The 19,119-nt window shown below is 67.9% G+C and carries 15 protein-coding genes; 7 read left to right on the forward strand and 8 right to left on the reverse strand.

The features are described from left to right. Window positions 1–109: 109 nt before the first annotated feature. A complete protein-coding gene (locus H7X47_RS02500) occupies window positions 110–2,980 on the forward strand; it encodes a hypothetical protein (RefSeq protein ID WP_193367020.1) in 2,871 nt (956 codons plus the stop codon). Continuing rightward, a complete protein-coding gene (locus H7X47_RS02505) occupies window positions 2,967–7,853 on the forward strand; it encodes a hypothetical protein (protein WP_193367021.1) in 4,887 nt (1,628 codons plus the stop codon). The genes H7X47_RS02500 and H7X47_RS02505 overlap by 14 nt, the downstream gene beginning before the upstream one ends. A gap of 129 nt (window positions 7,854–7,982) precedes the next feature. On the opposite strand, the gene H7X47_RS02510 is transcribed toward H7X47_RS02505, so the two are convergent. The 7 genes from H7X47_RS02510 to H7X47_RS02540 form a co-directional block, all read right to left on the reverse strand. Next, window positions 7,983–8,609, reverse strand: coding sequence for a LysE family transporter (locus H7X47_RS02510; RefSeq protein WP_193367022.1), 627 nt, complete (start codon window positions 8,607–8,609; stop codon window positions 7,983–7,985). 71 nt (window positions 8,610–8,680) lie between these two features. Next, window positions 8,681–9,091, reverse strand: a complete 411-nt coding sequence (locus tag H7X47_RS02515) for a RidA family protein (RefSeq protein WP_193367023.1) — start codon at window positions 9,089–9,091, stop codon at window positions 8,681–8,683. 112 nt (window positions 9,092–9,203) lie between these two features. Continuing rightward, on the reverse strand, window positions 9,204–10,406 hold the full coding sequence (locus H7X47_RS02520; protein WP_193367024.1) for a JmjC domain-containing protein: 1,203 nt from the start codon (window positions 10,404–10,406) through the stop codon (window positions 9,204–9,206). A gap of 112 nt (window positions 10,407–10,518) precedes the next feature. Then, a complete protein-coding gene (locus tag H7X47_RS02525; RefSeq protein WP_227010122.1) occupies window positions 10,519–10,857 on the reverse strand; it encodes an AzlD domain-containing protein in 339 nt (112 codons plus the stop codon). A gap of 10 nt (window positions 10,858–10,867) precedes the next feature. Then, complete coding sequence (locus tag H7X47_RS02530; protein WP_193367523.1) at window positions 10,868–11,647, reverse strand: AzlC family ABC transporter permease; 780 nt, start codon at window positions 11,645–11,647, stop codon at window positions 10,868–10,870. A 119-nt stretch (window positions 11,648–11,766) separates the two neighbouring features. Next, complete coding sequence (locus H7X47_RS02535) at window positions 11,767–13,344, reverse strand: PAS domain-containing sensor histidine kinase (protein ID WP_193367026.1); 1,578 nt, start codon at window positions 13,342–13,344, stop codon at window positions 11,767–11,769. 9 nt (window positions 13,345–13,353) lie between these two features. Beyond that, window positions 13,354–14,523: a DUF2336 domain-containing protein gene (locus H7X47_RS02540; RefSeq protein ID WP_193367027.1), complete on the reverse strand. Its 1,170-nt coding sequence runs from the start codon at window positions 14,521–14,523 to the stop codon at window positions 13,354–13,356. A gap of 539 nt (window positions 14,524–15,062) precedes the next feature. Here H7X47_RS02540 and H7X47_RS02545 point away from each other — a divergent pair. From H7X47_RS02545 to H7X47_RS02555, 3 genes are all read left to right on the forward strand, one after another. Beyond that, window positions 15,063–15,368 carry a hypothetical protein gene (locus tag H7X47_RS02545; protein ID WP_193367028.1) on the forward strand — a complete coding sequence of 102 codons (306 nt, stop codon included), beginning with the start codon at window positions 15,063–15,065 and terminating at the stop codon, window positions 15,366–15,368. 61 nt (window positions 15,369–15,429) lie between these two features. Continuing rightward, the gene (locus H7X47_RS02550) at window positions 15,430–16,014 is read left to right on the forward strand and encodes an NUDIX hydrolase (protein ID WP_193367029.1); all 585 of its coding nucleotides are present in this window, start codon (window positions 15,430–15,432) and stop codon (window positions 16,012–16,014) included. 41 nt (window positions 16,015–16,055) lie between these two features. Beyond that, complete coding sequence (locus H7X47_RS02555) at window positions 16,056–16,472, forward strand: Rap1a/Tai family immunity protein (protein ID WP_193367030.1); 417 nt, start codon at window positions 16,056–16,058, stop codon at window positions 16,470–16,472. Window positions 16,473–16,507: 35 nt separating this feature from the next. On the opposite strand, the gene H7X47_RS02560 is transcribed toward H7X47_RS02555, so the two are convergent. Next, the gene (locus tag H7X47_RS02560; RefSeq protein ID WP_193367031.1) at window positions 16,508–17,413 is read right to left on the reverse strand and encodes a LysR family transcriptional regulator; all 906 of its coding nucleotides are present in this window, start codon (window positions 17,411–17,413) and stop codon (window positions 16,508–16,510) included. Between the two features lie 155 nt (window positions 17,414–17,568). Between H7X47_RS02560 and H7X47_RS02565 the strand changes: the two genes are divergently transcribed. Further along, complete coding sequence (locus H7X47_RS02565) at window positions 17,569–18,003, forward strand: DoxX family protein (protein WP_193367032.1); 435 nt, start codon at window positions 17,569–17,571, stop codon at window positions 18,001–18,003. Window positions 18,004–18,143: 140 nt separating this feature from the next. Beyond that, window positions 18,144–19,103 (forward strand): glutathione S-transferase C-terminal domain-containing protein, encoded by a 960-nt coding sequence (locus H7X47_RS02570; RefSeq protein ID WP_193367033.1) that lies wholly within the window; start codon window positions 18,144–18,146, stop codon window positions 19,101–19,103. Window positions 19,104–19,119 lie beyond the last annotated feature (16 nt).

Here is a 19,119-nt window from a genome sequence, read left to right on the forward strand (position 1 = left end):
TGCAACAGCGACTCAACTTAACCTCTGGTTTCGTCTATGTTGATTGAGTCGCGTGCGCGCTGTCACCAGCAAGAGACATCCGGGGGAGGCGTTCTTGGGAAGCGGATCCGTGCGGACGACCTGGAAGTGCGCGATCGGTGCCCGCGCGGTTGCCGTCGTGCTGACGGTTTTTGTCGGTCTTTCCCTGCCGTCGACGAAAGCCCTTGCCGAGCCGCCCCCCGAATTGACGGTCCTCGCCGCGGATCTGCTGCGCGATCTCGACGATCACTTGGCGGCGGTTCCGGAAGAAGAAATTCCACAGGCCGTGCGTGAGGCCGCGCTGGCGATACTGCAGCGCGAAGACGCCTTCTCATGGCCCTTCACGCCGCTCGTTCCGAGAATATCGGGCGGCATGGAGGTTCTTGCGGCCGCCGGCCTCGCGGGCAGGGCAAGAGACATGGCTGCGGCGGAGAGCGCGCAGGTGCAGAAGGCCCTCGATGCCGCTGTCGTGGACAGAGACATGGCCGCGGCGGCAACGATCCTCTCCGGGATCGGCGGCGGCGCCGCACCCAACAGCGAGGCTCTCGGCGCCGTCCTTACGGTGGTGTTTCAAGGGATCATGGATCCCCGGACCTGGCCGCAGATCGAAACCCGCCACGAGTACGCCAGCCAATCCGGACCCCAAAGGATCCTTCTCGAATGGGACCGGGAGGCGCGCAGCTTCCGGCTGAGGATCAGCAACCTCCTGCCTGAAAAGGCGCCCGGCACCTGGTTTGAAGTCGAGGGGCCCGTCGGCGTGAAGCTGGCCGAAAATCCGGTTTGGTTCGAGGCGACCGTCCTTACACCGCGACGAACTTTCCGGCATGGCGTCGACGGCGAGGCCGGCGTCTCACAGGTCGCGGAGGCGGAAGCCCCCGCCGCCGCGCCTGGCGGTCTTGAGGACGAGATTGCGCGCCTCAAGGAAGAGATCATGTTCGCGTCCTGTGGTTTCGGAACGATCTGGAAGAATACGCAGACCGGGGAGCTGGTCTGCAAGACCGGCGGCCGTCCCCCGGATGGGCCCTTCGTATTCCACGACACATACGAGCCTGAAGCGGACGCAGAAGCGAAGAATGCAAGGCTGCGAGAGGAGCTTGCGGCGCTTGAGGACAGGCTCGCAGGGCAGGACCAGACCTCCCCGCCGGCCGACGGCCCGGACTGTGCAGCGCGGGCTTCCACCTTCGCCACGTCAGGTCCGGTCGTCTCTGCGGATCCACAGGGCATAATTCGGGTCCGCTGCGGCAACATCCTGAATTTCGGCAGCCACGTCGAAGTCGATGTAGCCATACCTGCCGACGCCTTCGTGACCAGCGATCCGAACTACAGCGGCAACGGCAGTTATCACAAACTCATGGTTCGTTCCGCGGCGCGCCTGCTGAGGGGTGACGGCGTGATGGCGCGCGGCGGCATCGACAGCTTCGATCTGGCCGATCCGACCGGCCGGGTCGATCTTGGTGTCCTGCCGCCCGGCTTCTACCGGCTCAGCGTGGTGGCGTGGAAGGAGGAACTGGCACAGGCCTGGCTGTTGGTGACCGTCGACCAGCGCCCCGGTGCCTTGCGCCTGGCCGGTGACCGGCCGCCTTCGGCCGGCCGGCCTTTCGACGTGATCTTCGACGCCCCGAAGATTGCGCGCGCAGCGACCCAAGCGGAGCTGCCAAGGTACGAGCTGGAAGTGATCCCGATCGGCCAGGATGGCAGAGGCCACAAGCAAAGCCGCGGGGTCGAACGGGAGTTCGATGCGGCGCCGGGGCAATCCATCCGCATCGACCCCTGGATGGTTCGCCCGGGCGCGAACCTGGTCCGGCTGCTGCTCAATTCCGGAGACGGCCGCTATGTGCTCGACACGCTGGCGCTCGAGCTGGGCGGTCAGGAGGATCTGCGCGCGCCCGTTCATTTCGCGCTGAACGGTGAGACCGATCCGGAGAATTCCGGCCTGACGGTCTTCGAGGGCAAGCGGCAGACGGTCGAGTTCGGGCTCGGCGGCCCCCTTGCCCTTGTCGGCGGCAAGGCGACATTCCGGGTCTACCGCCTCGAAGCGCCGCTGCTCAGCGGGTCGGGGGGGCGCCAGCGCGTCTTCGTCCTGCCCGCCGGCGCCCATCCGGGAGAGATCGTCGATGAGCGGCCGCCGCAAGCGCTGAAAGACCTGCAGGTCTGGGACGTCGCGACACCGCTGCCGCCGGGGCACTACGCCGCCGGGGTCGAGCTCAGTGCGTCGACGCAGATGTTCATGCTCCATTTCGACGTCCGGCCTGCCGAGGGCCGCGCCCGGCTGGTGCTCGACGGAGGCAATAGATTCGCCGTCGGCCAGGATGTCGTTGCCCGGATCGCCCATGCGGACGCGCAGGGCGACCTCGCCCTTCGCCTCTATCGGCTCGGCGGCTATGTGCCGGGCTGTGCCATCGAGAGGGAGCGGCTCGTGACCCCCAACGACACGCCGATCGAGCAGCTGCGCAATGAGAGCGGTGGTCTGTCGGGATACCGGATCGGGTCGCTGGACCCCGGCCTCTACCTGCTGCGAATGGTCCACAGCACCAGGACGGGCGAAGCCATCGTCGACGAAGACGGCTTCGAAGTCGTCTCCGGCCAGGCTGGAACGCCGGAAGACCGGGCGGAAGCCCGGCGCAATCCCTGGCCGCCCTTCGGCGGTTCCCTGGACGGGGTCGACTGCGCCGCTGTCGCCATCGAGGAGGAAGAGATCAAGCTGCGCCTTGTCCGCCTGGAAAGCGGCGAGTTCCAGGCGGTGGAGGGGCCCGCGGAGTACGGCAAGCCCTACTACCTCGAGGGGCGGCTTGAGAACGAGGCGCGGCAGAGGAGTTATCTGGCCGAGGTCGGCGCACCGGATGGCACGCCGGAAGACGTTCGACTCTACAAAGTCGAAGGTCAGCCTAATGTCCTGCGCAGTGAGATCATCTACTTCCTGTGGGACGCGTCAGCGGAGGAGGCGCCCGATGCGGATCGCTGACATCGTGCTGCTGGGGGCGCTCGGATGGCTGCTCGCGACCTCCTCTGTCGCCGCGCAGGAAGCAGACGCGGCGCAGTGGAACGGCCGCTGGCAGACCCAGTATGTCGACGACCTGCTCGGTCCCGTTCACGGCCGTGCGCGGATTGACGTCGAGGCGCAGGCCGCCGAGGTCATCTACAGGCACCCGAAAACGGGCGCCGAGCACCGGCTGGTTTCGACCCTCTTCGAACGGCAGGGCAGCGATCTGAAAATCGTGCTTTCCGGGCAGAGCCCCGCCTTCGCCGCCGCCGACGGCCGCAACTACCCGGTGACCGACATCGTCGTCCCCGAAACCTCGGCCACCGCCACCGCTGCGATCGGCAACAGCAGCCTGACTGTCCCGCTCGCCCCGCGCCGGCCTTCGGATGAGGCCGAGGTCACGCTGGAGCTGACACTGGCCGACCTCCAGACGCTGCGCGGCAGCTGGCATTACCGGGCCGATCCGCTGACCCGCAGGGCGCACGACGGCCTCGGCCGTATCGGCATCTTCGAGACGCTGTCGGATGGCGGCGGCCGGCAGTCGGGCGGTGAGATCTGGACCCGACCGGTGCCGCAGATCGTCACCGCTTTCGCGCTCGATCCGCAGACCGGGTGGAACCGGGATCTGGTGGAACCCTTAAATCCGCACCCCTTCCAGGATGACCGCCACCGGCGGGAACAGGATCGCCGCTTTGTCGTGATTGCCGGTTACGAACTGCCGGCGGTTGGAAGCGATCCCGTCGACTTTGTCTCGCTCGAACCCTCCATCGCCTATGGCCGGGTGATCGACCCGGACAGCACCTTCAAGTCGGTTCCCGGTCACCTTGAGCCTTTCGTTGACGCGCGGGCGAAAACGGCCGAACGCCTCGAAGCCGACCTGGGCCGCGAAGACGCGAAGAAGCTGGCGGCTTCGCTCGACTATCTGATCGTCGAAGCAACGCTGCGCGACGGCATCACGCCGGGCATGCAGCGCTTCGCGTTGAACGGAACGGCTTCGGGCTGGACGCTCGCCTTCGGCAACAACGGCGCGCAGATCCGCTTCGTCCGGCCGATCGATCCTGCGGCGGTTCCCGACCGGCGGCTCGACAGTTTCGACGTGGTCATCAAAAATCCCGATCAGACGGTCTCTCGCGCGCGCATTCGGGTCGAGGCCAGCGCCTTGACCGCTGAAGACGGTGTGGCCGCCGCTACGGCGCTCACCGTTCGCCCGGGCGAAAGCCTGGAGGGGGATCTGTCGAGTGCCGAGTTTTTTGTCCTGACGCCGGACACCAGGGAGCGATTTGCGCGCCTGGGCCTGAGCTTCCTGCGCGGCGGTGAGGTGAACTCAACGGGCCGGCCGCAAGTCGTGACGGCCGGTAGTTTCCGTGGCGCATACGGCACCTTGACGATCGACGTGGAAGGGAACTTCACCTACACAGCCGATCCTCTGCGCTGGCTCAGTACCGGCTACGAGCCGACAGAGAGGCTCTTCGCGCCGGAGGTCGTACGTGTCGCGCTGCGCAGTGATCTGGTCCTCCCCCGCGAGAAGATCGACATAACGCTCGGCCACGGCGCCGAGATCCTGCAGTTCGCCGGCAGGCGCACGCTCCCGGTTATGCGCGATGCCAAAGATCCGCACCTCTATCTCAGCGCCCCGATCTACCTGCCGCCGGCCGGCACCGGCAGCGGCGCAGCGCCGCCGCCGGGCACGACGGTGCTGCCGGCCGCAATCGGGGAAGGTGACAGGCTCTTCGCCGCCATTGCCGATCCGGGGCTGATCTCTGTCCCGCCGGCGCCGGCCGCGGCGCGGGTTTACACGACGCCGGGGCGGATGGAGAACGGACAGAGCTATCTCTGGAAGGACCACTTGAAGGCGGCGCATGCCTGCTACGACGACCTCGGCGAGATCGACTGGGACGGGTCGGATTTCGATTTTGTCGCTACCCTGGAAGAGGACCTCCATTTTGAATGGTGGAAGGTCCTCTCGCTCGTCACCACGCTGTTCGCCTCCGAGACCCTGGAAACGAATTTCCAACTGGGTGATCACGCCGCGCTTCTGATGCTGCGGCACGTCTTTGTGACCCAGGCCGAGGCGAGGATAAAAGAATACCGCCGCCTGGCAGAGGCCGACCGCTACGAGGTCGCCGCCTTCTGGATCGCGACGAACCCCTACCGATGGGGCTCGGCGGGTGGCGGCCACCCGCTGAACAGCCTGCGGCTCGGCATCGAGGTTCCGATGCAGGATGGATCGTCGGGGCCCTTTGGATTCACTTATTTCGACAACTCCTCTTCCGGAGGGCTTCTCAGGATCGACGATCCGAAGAAGGTGCCGATCTGGATCGTGGCGGCGACGCGCAGCGCGCTCGGGTCCTATGCCGAAACGATCCGCGAGAGCCTCGCAACCGCCGACGAAACGGACGCTTGCGACGTCAGGGAACTGGTCGAGCTGGTCGGCGCGCATTTCGACAATGTCGAAGCGCAGCTGCGCCCCCGTCTGATGCGGTTGTCGGGGGATGCGCCGCTGCGCTGGGAGCCGGACTATCACGGCAGGCTCCGGATCCGGCAGGTCGCGAGTAAGCTCTGGCAGATGCGCGCGCATCAGCGTCTGTCGGAGGAAGATACCCAGCAGGCGCTGCAGTATATCTCCATCGCCACCCTGCCGGCCGGGGCTGCGGGGGCGACGGCCACGGTGATTCTTGCCGGATTCAACGCGGCCGCCTATGCCGCCACCGAGGTGCCGAAATACCTGGAGAGCCAGGAAGAGATCGCCTTTGCGCGCGGCGCCGCCGATGTGCTCGGCCTCACGCGGCTCGAGACCGCCGTAGCCAGGGAGTACAGCGGAACCGACCTGGCGATCGGGTTTCTTGTCACCCTGGGCGGCGATGTCGCGAGCGGCGACATGCTCGTCTTTCTCAAGTCGAGCGCCAAGCGCGTCGCCGATGCCGGGCAAGCCGTGCTCAAGGCGCGGCTGGCGTCGCCCCGCGCAGCCGTGGCGAATGCGTTCCGCAGGCTGCGCGCCGGCCCTCGCTACCGCGCGGTTCGGCGCGGCGCGGCCATCGTGAATGCCGCCGACTTCGACCTGGACAGCTTCCTTCTGCATGGCCATCCGCGGGACGCGGCCGACGTGGCGGAGTTTCTGTCCTATGCCCTGCGGCGCGAATCCTCCGGCGCGGCGCTGGAGCCCGTGCAGCTAGCGGCGCTCGAGCGGTTCAGGGCCGCGCGGGACCAGGCCGCCGGTTTGGCGGACACGGCGTTCACCGGCGAACTTCGGGCGCTTGCGGATGTCGAGGCTGTACGGCCCGACCTGCGCCGGCTGGTCCGGGAAGCGCGTGGAGTGGTCGAAACGGCGCTGGCCGCGGGCGGGCGGCGCCGCGCCGAGGCGCTCGCCTTGCTGCGCTTTTCGCCGCAGAGTACGGGGGAGGCCTTCCAGGCCGCGCTCGAGGCTCGCCTGGCGCGCGTCCGCCAGCCGCTCGGCGAAGCGTTCTATGACATGGCCGATCCGGGCAACCGGGCGGTCGCCGGACTGCTGGAGGACAACGGCTGGGCTGTCGCCGTCACGCCGCGCGAAAGCGGCGGGCATCATGTGAAGATCGCCGCGCCGGGGGGCTACGAGGATGCGCTTCTGCGCGGCTTCGATCCCGAGACGGGCGTGCTCGATTTCGTCAGCGGTTACCGGGACAACATTCCCGGCCATATCGATATCGGCCTGCCGGTGCCGCTTTCCGAGAAAGGCGTGCCGGCATTCCTCTTCGCGCAGCTGCGGTTCATGCAGGAGATGGGAATCGGCTATGCCGGCCAGGGCGGCAATCTGCTGCGCCGGCTCGACATGGGATGGGTCCTGAACGCGCGGACCAACGCGCAGCTCACCTGGTTCCGCAACACCTACCATCCCGGCAGAAGTTTCGCCGATCTGCAGGCCGAGGGACTCCTTGACGATTTCATCCTGCAGACCCGCTCCGTCGAATACGCGAGCAGCCTGATCGAACAATCGGGCTATCGGGTCAAGGCGGCCCGCTTTGCCTTTTTCGGCGAGCCCGGCCGGCTCTGGCCTCTGGGAAAGAGGTTCCGGGTCGGCGCGGAGGGGGAGACTTGGGAAGCCTTCATGCGCCGCTATGGACTCGGCCAAACCGACCCCGGTCCGCCCGGCATCCGCATCGAAATCGACGTCGAGCCCAATCCTGCGGCAGTCGGCGGCCGTGAAACGTCTCTTGAGACCGCCCGGCTGAACCTCGAGATGCCGCCGGAGGCCACGCAGCGGCTCGACCTGGAAGTGCCCGGCCCGGACCAGGTGGAATCGCCCGCCGCCGTCCGCCCGCCGGGCGAAAAGGGGGCAGCGCCGATCCCCGACGACTTTTCGGATACGCTGCCGCCGCCCGCGGCGGGCGAGTTCGACACGACCATCATCGAGCGAGCACCGCTTGCCCCGAATGATGAAATCGAGCGGATGCGCGCGATGGCGATGCACGACCTCGGCAATCAGGTGCCGGGCGCCGCCGAGCGGCTGGCCTTGATCCAGGACGCGGAGGCGGCCTTGGGCCGGGGCAGCGCCGCGGAGCGGCAGTTTGGGCTGAGTGCTGCCCGGATGATGAGCGAGCTCGGTGTGCCCGAAGTGCGCGCGCTGCAGTACGCGGGGTTGCACCACCGGGCTGTCGATACGTCGGAACTTGCCGCCGGCGTCTTTCGGGGTCAGTTGGTCGCCGAAGCGATCCTCTACTCGGGGACGCGGCCGGTCCGGCTTGAGCGGTTCATGGCGGCCACCGGGTTGACGCAGAGCGCGGCCCAGCTGGCGGTCGAAGAAGCGGCAAGCCGGATGGGCCTGGCGGTCCTGCCCGGGGAAATCCGCCCGGCAAGCCTCTATCCGCCGGCACTCAGGTAGAACCCGGGGCCCATGGGAAAGCAGTCAGGTGCAGGGCATTGTGCACAGCCCTTCGAACGCTGGGGCGCACTTGCGCAAACAACGCTGGGGGTGATTTCCGCCCGGCAGGATGCGGCCTGACGACGGGGCCTAGCCCAGTCGCGTGGTGAGGATCTTGAGCCCCGCCGCGCCGAAGGCGAGAGCGAAGACCGCCTCGAACCAGCGGCGCAGTTTCGCGTAGCCCGCGGTCATCGGCGGGCTGGAGAACAAGAGCGCGTAGCCGTGGAAGACGAGGACGCTCTGCAGGCCAATGGCGGCGATGATGAGCGCGAGGGACGCCGGCGAAGTGTTCGCCGGGACAGCGACCGAGTAGAGCGCGCCGAAGAAGAGGATCGCCTTGGGATTGGTCAGGTGCAGCAGCAGGCCGCGGCGGTAGGCGGCGCGGAGCGTTGGCACCTTGATCTTCGCCGCCGCCGGCGCGTCGGGCCTCAGCGCGGCGCGCGCCGACTTCACCGCCAGAAACAGCAGATAGCCCGCGCCGATGTAGCGCATCATCTCGAAGGCCCAGGCGTTTGCCAGCATGACGACGCTGAGGCCCGCCGCCGCAGCGATCGACCAGGTGAGTGAGCCGGTGGTGACGCCGGCGGCCAGGGCAAGTCCATAAGGTCGCCCGGAGGCCATGGAAGTGCCGGCAATGGCCAGCGTCGCCGGACCGGGGCTGCCCGTCGCGATCAGCGCGGCGAGCAGAATGAGGGGCAGGTTCACGTCAGCGATCATCGGCTGAAAGTGCCACGTTCTTGCGGGGCGGTTCAACCGGATAGCGGCTGCGGCCCCGGTATGTCCGGCGGCTAGTCGAGCACCGCCACCGCATCGACTTCGAAGAGCATGCCGTCGAGGGCGAGGCGCGGCACGGGCACCAGCGTCTGCGCCGGCAGGGCCGCGCCGAAGGTCCGCTTCACGGCTTCGGTCATCACGCCGAGCTTGGAGGGGTCGTAGTCGACGACATAAGTCGTGATCTTCGTCACCTGACCGGGCTTTGCGCCCACGGCGTCGAGGGCACGGCGCAGGTTGGCGTAGGCCTGTTCGACCTGGTCGGCAAAGCGCGGCGACAGCGCGCCGTCCTTGTCCTCGCCGCCCTGGCCGGCGATGTAGGCGATACGGCTGCCGCCCGTGGCGACGACCGCGTGGCTGTAGCCGTTCGGCGCCGGGTCGTAAAGCTCCGGGGGATTAACGATGGTGCAGGCGCTTTTCATCATCATGGGGCTCCTTCGTCCTCGGGATATGCGTCTGATACCCCCATGACGATCGGGCGCCCCCGTTCGTGACGCCTTCCGGAATGCGCGGTTTTGGGATTACCAGGTAGCGCGGCCGTCACCCGATGGCGCGCATGGCCTTCATGTTCTGGATCAGCTCGGCCACGGCGGCTTCGGTCATCTCGGGGAACTGGGTCTTCAGCGCCGCGGCGCTCACCGTGTCGCGGCTCATGATGAAGCTGACCTGGCTGGCGATGTCGCCCGGCACCTCGACGTGCTGCTTGCCGTCGGTGAGGATCGGCCGGCCGTTCTGCTGCACCACGCGCACCTTCTTGCTGACGCGGTAGTTCTCGCCCTCACTCGCCGCCTGGGGCGCCGGCGCGCAGGGGATCTTCACCCGGCTCTCCAGGTCGTAGCTCTTGAATTCGTAGGGCCAGGACTCGACCGCCTGGGCGGCGGAGGTCAGCGCGGCCTTGGAAGACAGGATGGCCTCGACCTTCTTGCCCATCTTCTTCAAGAGCTTTTCCAGGGTCTTGCCGTCGGCCTTGTGCGGCAGGTCGGCGCGCAGTTCCGGGTCCTGCACCGCGGCTTCCCAGATGATGGCCAGCAGGTCCAGCGGCTTGGGCAGGGTGACGCCGAAGGCGATGTGCAGGGCGCCGTTCTCGGAGGCCAGCGCGTCGTGGTAGAGGCCGCGCGGAATGTAGAGCAGGTCGCCCGGCTGCATCAGCACCTGCTCGGCCACCTTGCCGGCGCGGCGTTCGCGCTCGGCGTCGCCGAAGTTGAAGCTCGGGTGGTTGATCGGCGTGTCCTCGCGGCTCTCGTAGATGTTCCAGACCTTCTCGCCGTTGCAGTGCACGGCGAAGACCTCGTGCACGTCGCAGTGCGGGCCGAAGGCCTGGTGCTGCGACATGGAGAAATAGAGATTGGCCTGGCTTCTGCCGCCGGTGGCTTCCTGCAGCTCGTTGGCGAGCTGGCGCACGCCCGGCGCCAGGGCATCGATGTCGTTGAGGATCACCGAGGCGCCTTTGCCGATCCAGTCCTGCACCTTGTCCGGGTCGGGACGCAGGGCCTCGCCGCCCAGGGCCAGCGCTTTGGCGCAGTACTCGGGCACCGGCACCGGGTTGCGGTCGACGAAGAGCTTCAGGGTCTGCGGCGACCACACGGAGGTCATGGACATGAGGGAGTTGAGGCCGCCCAGGGTCATGATCGCCGCCGTGCGCTCCGGCGTGCCCTTCACGTGCAGGTGCTTCTTGCCGAAGGTGTCCCGGAAGAAGGTCTCCGCGTCGATCGGCGCGAGCAGGCTGTCGAGAAGAGAGGTCATGGCACTGTGCCGTGCATTGCCGTGGGGGCCCGGATCGTCCCCTTGGGTATAGGGCGCGGCCCGGCCCGGCGCAAGGCCCCCAGGGTTCGCAAGGGGGCCCGGGGAGGAGGGGCTAGAAGAAGCCGCGGCCCCAGCTCATCAGCACCAGGGCACCGGCCCCGGCGGCCACGCCCAGGCCGATGTTGCGCCGGGTGAGGAAGAAGATCGCGAGCGCGATGACCGCCGCGGCGATGCGGTCCGGCGAGGCGGCCTCGGCCAGGGGGCCGTTGGGCAGCAGGATCATGCGGGCGATGAGTCCGGCCAGCAGGGCGTAGGCGACGCAGGCCACCCACTCGAAGAGGCGGCTGGCGGTGTCGATGCGCCCGGAGAGCGCGACGCCCAGGGCGCGCCAGAAATAGGTCACCAGCGCGCCGACGGTCATCAGCATCAGGGCCCAAAGGGGCGCGCTCATGGCTTCCGCCTCAGGCATGGCCGCCGCCTTTCGTCTTGGAGGGCAGCAGGAGATCGGCGCCAAAGGCGAGGCTGCCGGCCAGAACCCCGGTGATCAGCAGGCCCCAGTCGGCGGAGACCAGGTGCAGCGGCGGGCCCAGCAGGGCGCCGATCACCAGCGCCAGCATGCGCGCGCGGTGGCGGGCGTCGGCGACGAAGACCAGCATGAAGTAGATGGGGTTGAGGAAGACCAGGCCCAGGGTGACGAAGCCCGGCAGTCCGCCGGCCAGGTAGTAGCCGGTGGCGGTGGTGACCAGGCACATGGACCACAAGGTGGTGCCGAAGCCGGCGAAGTAGGGCAGGCGCTGGTTCTCCGGCAGGCTCGGACAAAGCCGCATGGCCGCGGCCCAGGCGGTCACCGCGACGAAGTGGGAGACGGCGTAGTAGCGCCAGCGCGGCGTGCCCGGCGCGCGCAGGTAAGGCATGAGGGTGACGGTCATGGGCAGCAGGCGCGCGTTGGTCATGGCCACCGCCGCGGCCACCACGAAGAGCGAGGAGCCCAGGCTGTAGAGCTCGATCACCACGATCTGGCCGGGCAGGGCCCAGCCTGTGAAGGTGGAGAAAAGCCCCAGCCAGACATCGAGCCCGGCGCCCTCGACCAGCGAGCCGAAGCCCAGGTAGGACGAGCCCAGTACCAGCATGGGTACACCGATGCTGTCGCGCAGGCCGGCCAACGCGGCCTCGCGCGGCGAGGCGAAGCGCCGTGCGGGGGGCATCGCGGCCGCGGTGGAGGAGGAGTCCGAAGGAGGCATCGCGTTCAAGGCTAGCCGTCGCGCCGGGCGGCGGCCAAGACCCAATGCGGCAAGGCAGCCATGCGGCAAGCTGGCGGCTTGCGCGTAGCAGGCGGCGCTCTGTGGGAAGCTGGAGGGGTTTAGATCACGCGGTTCGCGGGCAGGGCGACGATGGCCGTGGTGCCGACGCCGGGCTGGCTTTCCAGCCTCAGGTGCCCGCCGTGCAGCTTCACGAAGCCGTCGGACAGCGGCAGGCCCAGGCCGGTACCCTCGAACTGGCGGCTGAGGCGGCTGTCGACCTGCTCGAAGGGGGCGAAGGCGCGGGGAATGTCCTCCGCCGCAATGCCGATGCCGGTGTCGCTGACCTCGAAAATGAAGCTGCCGTCGGGCGCCAGGTGCGCGGCCAGGGTAACGCTGCCGTCTTCGGGCGTGAACTTGATGGCGTTGGACATGAGGTTCAGCAGTACCTGCTTCAGCTTGCGCTCGTCGGCTCTCAGGCGCGGCAGGTCTTCCGGCAGCTGGGTGGCGAGCGTCAGCTCGGCGCGCTTGGCGCGCTCGGCGACTAGGCGTTCCACGGCGCTGACGATGTCGTAGGGGTCGACCTCCTCATCGCGCAGCTCATGGGCGCCGGCCTCGATCTTGGCGACGTCCAGGATGTCGTTGATCAGCGTCAGCAGGTGCTGGGCGCTTTCGTGGATGTCGGCGGCGTAGCTCTTGTACTGGGTGCTGCCCAGCGGTCCCAGCAGCTCGCTTTCCATGATCTCGGAGAAGCCGATGACGGCGTTCAGCGGGGTGCGCAGCTCGTGGCTCATGTTGGCCAGGAACTCGGTCTTGGCGCGGTTGGCCAGCTCGGCGCTTTCCTTGGCGCTGATCAGGGCGTCTTCGCGCTGGCGCAGGGCGGTGATGTTCTCCGCCGTGCCGCGGTAGCCGAGGAAGTTGCCGCTGTCCGGGCAGTAGACCGGCAGGCCGTTGAGGCGGAACAGCAAGGCCTCGCCGTTGCGGTGCTTGACCTCGATCTCGATGTCGCGGAAGGGCGTGTGGCGTTCGCTGGTGGCCAGGGACAGCAGCTTGGGCGTGCGCTCCTGGGGCAGGTCGTTCAGCGAGCGGCCGATGATCTCGCGCGGGTGATAGCCCAGCGCGTCGTGCACGCGCGGCGAGACGAAGGTCAGGATCAGCTCCCGGTCGGTCTCCCACACCCAGTCGGAAACCAGCCGCGTGGTGTCGTCCAGGCGCGTGGTGGCCTGCACCAGGGCGGTGGCCGTGGCCTTCAGTTTGGTGGTCGGCTCGTAGACCAGGGCGGTGGCCCGCATGCCGCCGTCGGCGCCGCGGATCGGGCGGCGCTTGGCGCGGTAGTACTCGGTGCGCCCTTCAATGATCAGCTTGTGTTCCTGGCTGACCGCGATGGGCGTGCTGTCGCCGCTCTGCGGCATCAGGCCCAGGGTCGACTGGCTCGGCAGGGCATCGGCCGCGGCCAGGGCCTCGGCGATCTTGTGATAGCCCTTGTTCGCGTAAAGCATCTGCCCGTCGGCGTCCAGGATGCAGGTCGGCGGCCCTTCCTCCAGCAGCTCGCGCTGCAGGACCACCAGCAGCTCCTCGAGCTCCTGGCTGTGGCCGGCCGTGTCCATCGCCGCGGTCTTGGGCAGGGATACCGTCTTCGGTGCCCCGCCGGACTCGGCGTTGCGCGCCACCATCTTGGGTTTGCCTACATCCGTGGTCACCGGTCCAGCTTAACCCCTGCCTTGCTTGACGACAGTACGTCGCACCTTGTTCATCTCCAGATCCTGCACGGCGGCCTGGAAGCCCGGGTCACGCTGCCAGGAGCGCAGAACATGCTGAGCGTCTTCGCGCTTGGTCCTGTCGAACAGCCGTGTCGCCCGCGCCAGGTCGCCCGGCGAGGTCTTCTGCCCACCGGAGCCGGCGCTGCGGCTCAACAGGAAAAGCGTTGCGAAATCCTGCTTCGAAACCCCCAAAGCCAGGCAGGCGATGGCCAGGCCCTCGCCGCCGGGGCCGTAGAGTACCTCAGCACGCCTCGGCATGGAAATCTTGGTCCATTCCTCGAAAAGAGCCTCGAAGAGGGGCACCTGCCCCTGACGCAGCGTCTTGACGAGCAGCGCGGCATTGACCGGGCGTTCGGCCGCCATGGAGCGGGCCAGCTCGGCGGCGGTCTTCTCCATGTTGTCGCCACCGCCGTTGCCGTTGCGCGACTCTTCCACCGTTTCCTGCACACTGCTTTCCAGAGCGTCGTCCAGGTCGGTGGGATGAATGTCGTAGTTCTGCAGGATCTCGTTGCGCAGGCTGGCGGCGACCACCCAGTAGAGCCGGCCCGCCAGCTCGGCGGTCAGGTCCTGGCGGCGCACCAGCGGTTCCTGATAGGTGTCGATGTGCTCGGCCTGCTCGGCCAGATAGGCCAGCGTGGCCTTGGAGATGCGCGCGCTGTGGTTTTCCAGCAGGGCGGTAATGACGTCACTGTCCTGGGTGTTCACGAGCTCGTCGGAGACGGCCTCGCTGAGGTCGCGGCGCCGCGCGATGGCGATCTGATGCTGGCGGCTGCGGTGCTGGATGATGCGGATCAGCTCTTCGTCCGACAGCAGGGTGGAGCGCAGCAGCACCGGCTGGGCGACGGCGAAGTCGTCGTTGGCCAGGGCGACGATCAGGGCGTGGGGGGCGGCCGCGTTGCGGGACAGGCGCTCGGCCAGACGCTGGCGGATCGGGACTTCGAACTCGTGGATCAGCTTGTCGAGGATGTCGAACATCAGGTCGCGTTCCTGATCGCTCAACATGTGCTCGCGCTCGAGGGAAAGCTGCGCGATGCGCGTCGTCAGCTGTTCGCGACCCTCGATCGACTTGTCCAGCGCAAGCTGCAACAGAGAATGAAGATCTTGATCCTGATCGTTCATTCAGCCCTTCCCGATATCCCCGGTCGCCCTGCCCAACCTTTGCGGGGCCCTCACCACGAGCACCCCCACCTGCGGCCCGGCGCTGTTTTTTTTCTGCCGGGTCTCAATATCGATTCGGACAAGACGACCGCTCCCCTGCAAGAAATAATAAATTAAGGTAAAAACAATGTGAAGGTTGATCTTTATTTCTTCTAGCTGCTTGCCTTGGAAAGCTCGAAGTAATCACCCTGTTGCCAGGAATTAGGCCTCTACGAATGTTACGACCTAGTGACCTGCACCCTTTCCACCGTCTGTCGGCGTCGCTAACGTCGCCTGTGGTGTTCGAAAACATTCATGAATTTCAAACAGTTATGTACAGCGCTCGAATCCTCGCCGGGGTGCCGGCCAGGGGCGGGGCGGTCGGCGGGGGGCGACCTCCGTCGCTTAGCTAGTGTGATTAAGTAGAATGAAGAATTGATTATGAACTCTACTATAACGGGTACTCGGAGAGCGGGTAGGGATTTACCCGGCTTTAACCGGGCAGCGAAAATACTGGGATCATGTCTATCGGATCCTGCTCCTCCTCCTCGCCGTTCTCCCTGGCGACGTTGAAGACCCTGGGCCTCGATTCGCCGGGCGCCTCCGCGGCCGGCGGGACGGCCCCTGCGGCCGGCGCCACGGCGGCCCCGGCAGGCGATGCCGTGACCGGCGCGGCCGGCGGCGCGCCGCTGGAGAAGTCGGCGGTGGAGCCGGCGGCGGCCTTCGACGGCGCCAGCCCCGGCCGCGACCCCGGCCGCGACCCAGGCCGCGACTTGGGGGTCGCCAAGGATATCCCGCGCGGCAGCTTCCTCGACCTCAAGGTCTGATCCTCTTTCCCTGTCCTTCCGCTTCCTTGTCGTGCCGCCTGCGCTGCGCCACAGTAGCGCCATGGGCGCTTCCGACGATCTGAAGAAGGACCCCGCCGGCGGCGGCGACGCGCCCGCTGCGCGCTTCGAGCGGCGGGTGCCGGAAGGCGACGACCGCACGCGCCTGGTCTGTTCCGACTGCGGCTTCGTCAACTACGAGAACCCCAAGATCGTCGTCGGCTCGGTCGCCGCCTGGGAGGACAGGATCCTGCTGTGCCGCCGCGCCATAGAGCCGCGGCGCGGCTTCTGGACCCTGCCGGCGGGCTATCTGGAGCTGCACGAGGAGGCGGCCGAAGGCGCGCGCCGCGAAGCCTGGGAGGAGGCCCGCGCCCGCCTGGAGATCGACCAGCTGCTGGCGGTCTACTCGATCCCGCGGATCTCCCAGATCCAGCTCATCTTCCGGGCGCGCCTGGCAACGCCGGAGGTGGCGGCAGGGCCGGAGACCCTGGAGCTGGACCTCTTCGACTGGAAGGCAATTCCCTGGGACCAGCTCGCCTTTCCCTCGGTACGCTGGGCGCTCGAGGACTATCGCGCAGTGCGCGACCAGCCGGTCTTCGCGCCGCGCGGCAACCCCCCGGGGGAGGACGGCGGGCTCAGCCACCCCTAGCCGCGCCGCTTCGCGAAGGGGGAGTGAAAGGAGGCCGTGCCGTGAAGATCTGCAAGGCTTGGTTCGGGCCGATTGTCTTGGGCCTGCTGCTGCAGGGCGCGCCCGCCAGGGCCGCCGATCCGCTTTTCGCGCACGAGCGGCCGCGCTATCGCAGCGGCGCCGAGCTGCTGGAAGACTGCAACTCAACCGAGCCCGTGGCCCGGGCGCGCTGCGCCGGCTACGTCATGGCGGTGGCCGACATGCTGGGCGGCGCCTCGGCGCGGATCGACGGTCTGCAGGCCTGTCTCAAGGGCAACGAAAGCCTGGAGGAGTTGGTGGAGGTGGTGCGCCGGCACCTGGAGGCCAACCCGGCGCGCGCGGTGCTGAAGGGCGACGGCGCGGTGGCCTATGCCCTGTCGATCTACCGGCCCTGCGCGGAGACCGACGCCACCTTCGAGGAACGGCTGCTCGACCGCTGAACTTGCCGCAAGCCGCAAGAGGCAGGCGCGCGCGATCACCCTTCCGCGGTGGCGCCCAGGTCGCCTTCGAAGAGGGCGCGCTGGTGACGCAGCCGGTCGTAGAGCAGGTCAAGCAGGACGCGGATGCGCGCGGTGCGCTGCAGGTCCGGGTGGGTCAGCAGCCAAAGTTCGGTGTTGAGTTCGGGTGGCGGCGGGGCGACGCGCTGCAATCCTTCATCGCTGTCGCCCAGGAAGCAGGGAAGCAGCCCCAGGCCGAGTCCGGCGCGTACGGCGCTGGCTTGGTTGAGCAGGGAGTTGGAGCGGTAGGCGATGGCATGGCGGTCCGTGTTGTCGTTCAGCCAGCGCACCCAAAGTGGCGGCCCGGCACCTTCCTCCCAGGCAACCCAGCGCTGATCGGCCCAGCGCTTTCCGGCCGCTGCGCTGGCGGCGGCGTAGACGGCGCTGGCCACCTTGGCGATGCGGCGCCCGGCCAGGGTCTCCGGCGGGCGCCGCGTGGGCCGCACGGCGATGTCGGCCTCACGGCGGGTCAGGTTCAGCATGCGGTTGTCGACGATGAGTTCCACCGTGATATCCGGGTAGCGCTGGCTGAAGGTCTTCAGGACCGGCAACACGATCACCTCGGCGAGGTCGTCCGGCGCGGTCAGCCGCAGCGAGCCGGTCAACCGCAGGTCCTGGCCGCTGAGCCGGCGCTCCAGCGCCTCCACCTCGGCCTCGACCCGCTCGGCGGTGCGCAGCAGGTCCTCGCCGGCGGTGGTGGTGACGTAGTTGCCGCCCTGGCGCTCGAAGAGGCGGGTGCCGAGGCGCGCCTCGATGGTGCCCAGGCGCCGGAACACCGTGGAGTGGTTGACCCTCAGGCGCCGGGCCGCGCCGGCCAGGGTGCCTTCGCGGGCGATGGCCAGCAGGGTGCGCAGGTCGCCGGTGATGTCGGGGGTGGGGCTCATGGGCGCCGGGCTCCGCGGGCGGGCGTTTGCGTAGATGCAATAGAATTTTGCGTTCATCGATGATCGACTTGCGTGAAAGCAAAACATATCTCTCTCCGCACCACAAGACGCCGCGATCCACCCCCAGCGGACGTCGCGCGAAGAGGAGAAGCATCATGATCGATAGCAAAACCGCGCCTTACGCCGCCCTGGTCCTGCGGATCGCCCTGGGCGTCATGTTCCTGGCCCACAGCCTCTACCTGAAGGTCATTGTCTTTACCGTGCCCGGCACCGTCGGCTTCTACGAGTCCATCGGCCTGCCCGGGGTCTTCGCCTACCTGACCATCCTGGCGGAGGTCGCCGGCGGCATCGCCCTGATCCTCGGCATCCAGGTGCGCCTGGTCGCGCTCGGCGTGCTGCCGGTCCTGGTCGGTGCCGTCTGGTTCCACGCCGGCAACGGCTGGGTCTTTTCCAACGAGGGCGGCGGCTGGGAATACCCGCTGTTCCTGATCGTCGCGGTCGCCGTGCAGGCCCTGCTGGGCGCCGGCGCCTACGCGGTCAACGTTCCGCTGACGGCAGCCCAGCGCGCGGCGCGCAGGGCGGTGGCCTGACGCGGCGTTCCGAGACAAACGTCCCCTTGTCCCAAGCGGGAACACCCTAAGTCGCACACCTGGGGCCGCGTGCTGCCACCCCCCTGCTTCCCCCAAGCATCGGCAGTACGCGGCCTTTCTTTTTAGGGAGGTCCTAGAACATGAAAGCCCTGATCAACGGCGCCTGGCATTCCCCGGTCGAGGACCGCGCCGCCTACGACGCCGCCCGCGCCGCCCAGCCGGACGATCTTTTCCATCACTGGGTCAACGCCGATCCGGCGGCGGCCTTTCCCGCCGCGCGCGGGCGCTATCACCTCTACGTCTCCTACGCCTGCCCCTTCGCCCACCGCACCATCCTCTACCGCGCGCTGCTGGGCCTGGAAGAAGTGCTGCCGATGTGGGTGGCGCATCCGCGCTGGAGCGGCCCCGACGGCTGGACCTTCACGCCCGATCCCTGCTTTCCCGAGGTGACGACGGACGGCGCGAACGGGGTCAAGGCGCTGTGGCAGCTTTACGTGAAGGCGGCGCCGGACTTCACCGGCAAGGTGACGGTGCCGGTGCTGTGGGACAGCGAGACCCGGACCATCGTCAGCACGGAATCCGCCGACATCATGCGCATGCTGGACCTCGGCTTCGCCGGCCTGCGCGAAAACGACACGACGTTCTATCCGGCGCGCCTGCGCGACGACATCGACGCCCTGGGCGGCTTCATCCGCCGCAAGGTGAACGGCGGCGTCTACAAGGCCGGCTTCGCCGCCGACCAGAGTTCATTCGACGCCGCGGTCGCGGAGTTCTTCGCCGCCCTGGACCACCTGGAAGGACTGTTCGACGACGGCCGGCCCTACCTGCTGGGCAAGTGCGCCACCGAGGCCGACTGGCTGCTGTTCCCGACGCTGGTGCGCCTGGATGCGGTCTACGCCGGGGCCTTGAAGGTGAACCTCAAGAGCCTGTCGGACTATCCGAAGCTGCAGGCGCACACGCAGCGCCTCTACGACTGGCCCGGCGCCGCCGCGACGGTGAAGCTGAACCACGTGAAGCGCCACTACTACGACGACCTGGGCGTCACCAACCCCGCGCTGATCCCGCCGGGCCCCAAGACGCCGTTCGAGGCGGCGGCGTAAGGCGGACCGTTACCTC

This window comes from Pelagibius marinus (genome assembly GCF_014925385.1).
GTDB classification, from domain to species: Bacteria; Pseudomonadota; Alphaproteobacteria; order Kiloniellales; family Kiloniellaceae; genus Pelagibius; species Pelagibius marinus.

Excerpts from the sequence above, each read along its gene's own strand:
- H7X47_RS02510 (WP_193367022.1), bottom strand. The coding sequence starts at position 8,609 with ATGATCGCTGACGTGAACCTGCCCCTCATTCTGCTCGCCGCGCTGATC.
- H7X47_RS02570 (WP_193367033.1), top strand. The coding sequence starts at position 18,144 with ATGAAAGCCCTGATCAACGGCGCCTGGCATTCCCCGGTCGAGGACCGC.
- H7X47_RS02540 (WP_193367027.1), bottom strand. The coding sequence starts at position 14,523 with ATGAACGATCAGGATCAAGATCTTCATTCTCTGTTGCAGCTTGCGCTG.
- H7X47_RS02560 (WP_193367031.1), bottom strand. The coding sequence starts at position 17,413 with ATGAGCCCCACCCCCGACATCACCGGCGACCTGCGCACCCTGCTGGCC.
- H7X47_RS02505 (WP_193367021.1), top strand. The coding sequence starts at position 2,967 with ATGCGGATCGCTGACATCGTGCTGCTGGGGGCGCTCGGATGGCTGCTC.
- H7X47_RS02565 (WP_193367032.1), top strand. The coding sequence starts at position 17,569 with ATGATCGATAGCAAAACCGCGCCTTACGCCGCCCTGGTCCTGCGGATC.
- H7X47_RS02525 (WP_227010122.1), bottom strand. The coding sequence starts at position 10,857 with ATGAGCGCGCCCCTTTGGGCCCTGATGCTGATGACCGTCGGCGCGCTG.
- H7X47_RS02545 (WP_193367028.1), top strand. The coding sequence starts at position 15,063 with ATGTCTATCGGATCCTGCTCCTCCTCCTCGCCGTTCTCCCTGGCGACG.
- H7X47_RS02550 (WP_193367029.1), top strand. The coding sequence starts at position 15,430 with ATGGGCGCTTCCGACGATCTGAAGAAGGACCCCGCCGGCGGCGGCGAC.
- H7X47_RS02515 (WP_193367023.1), bottom strand. The coding sequence starts at position 9,091 with ATGATGATGAAAAGCGCCTGCACCATCGTTAATCCCCCGGAGCTTTAC.
- H7X47_RS02520 (WP_193367024.1), bottom strand. The coding sequence starts at position 10,406 with ATGACCTCTCTTCTCGACAGCCTGCTCGCGCCGATCGACGCGGAGACC.
- H7X47_RS02530 (WP_193367523.1), bottom strand. The coding sequence starts at position 11,647 with ATGCCTCCTTCGGACTCCTCCTCCACCGCGGCCGCGATGCCCCCCGCA.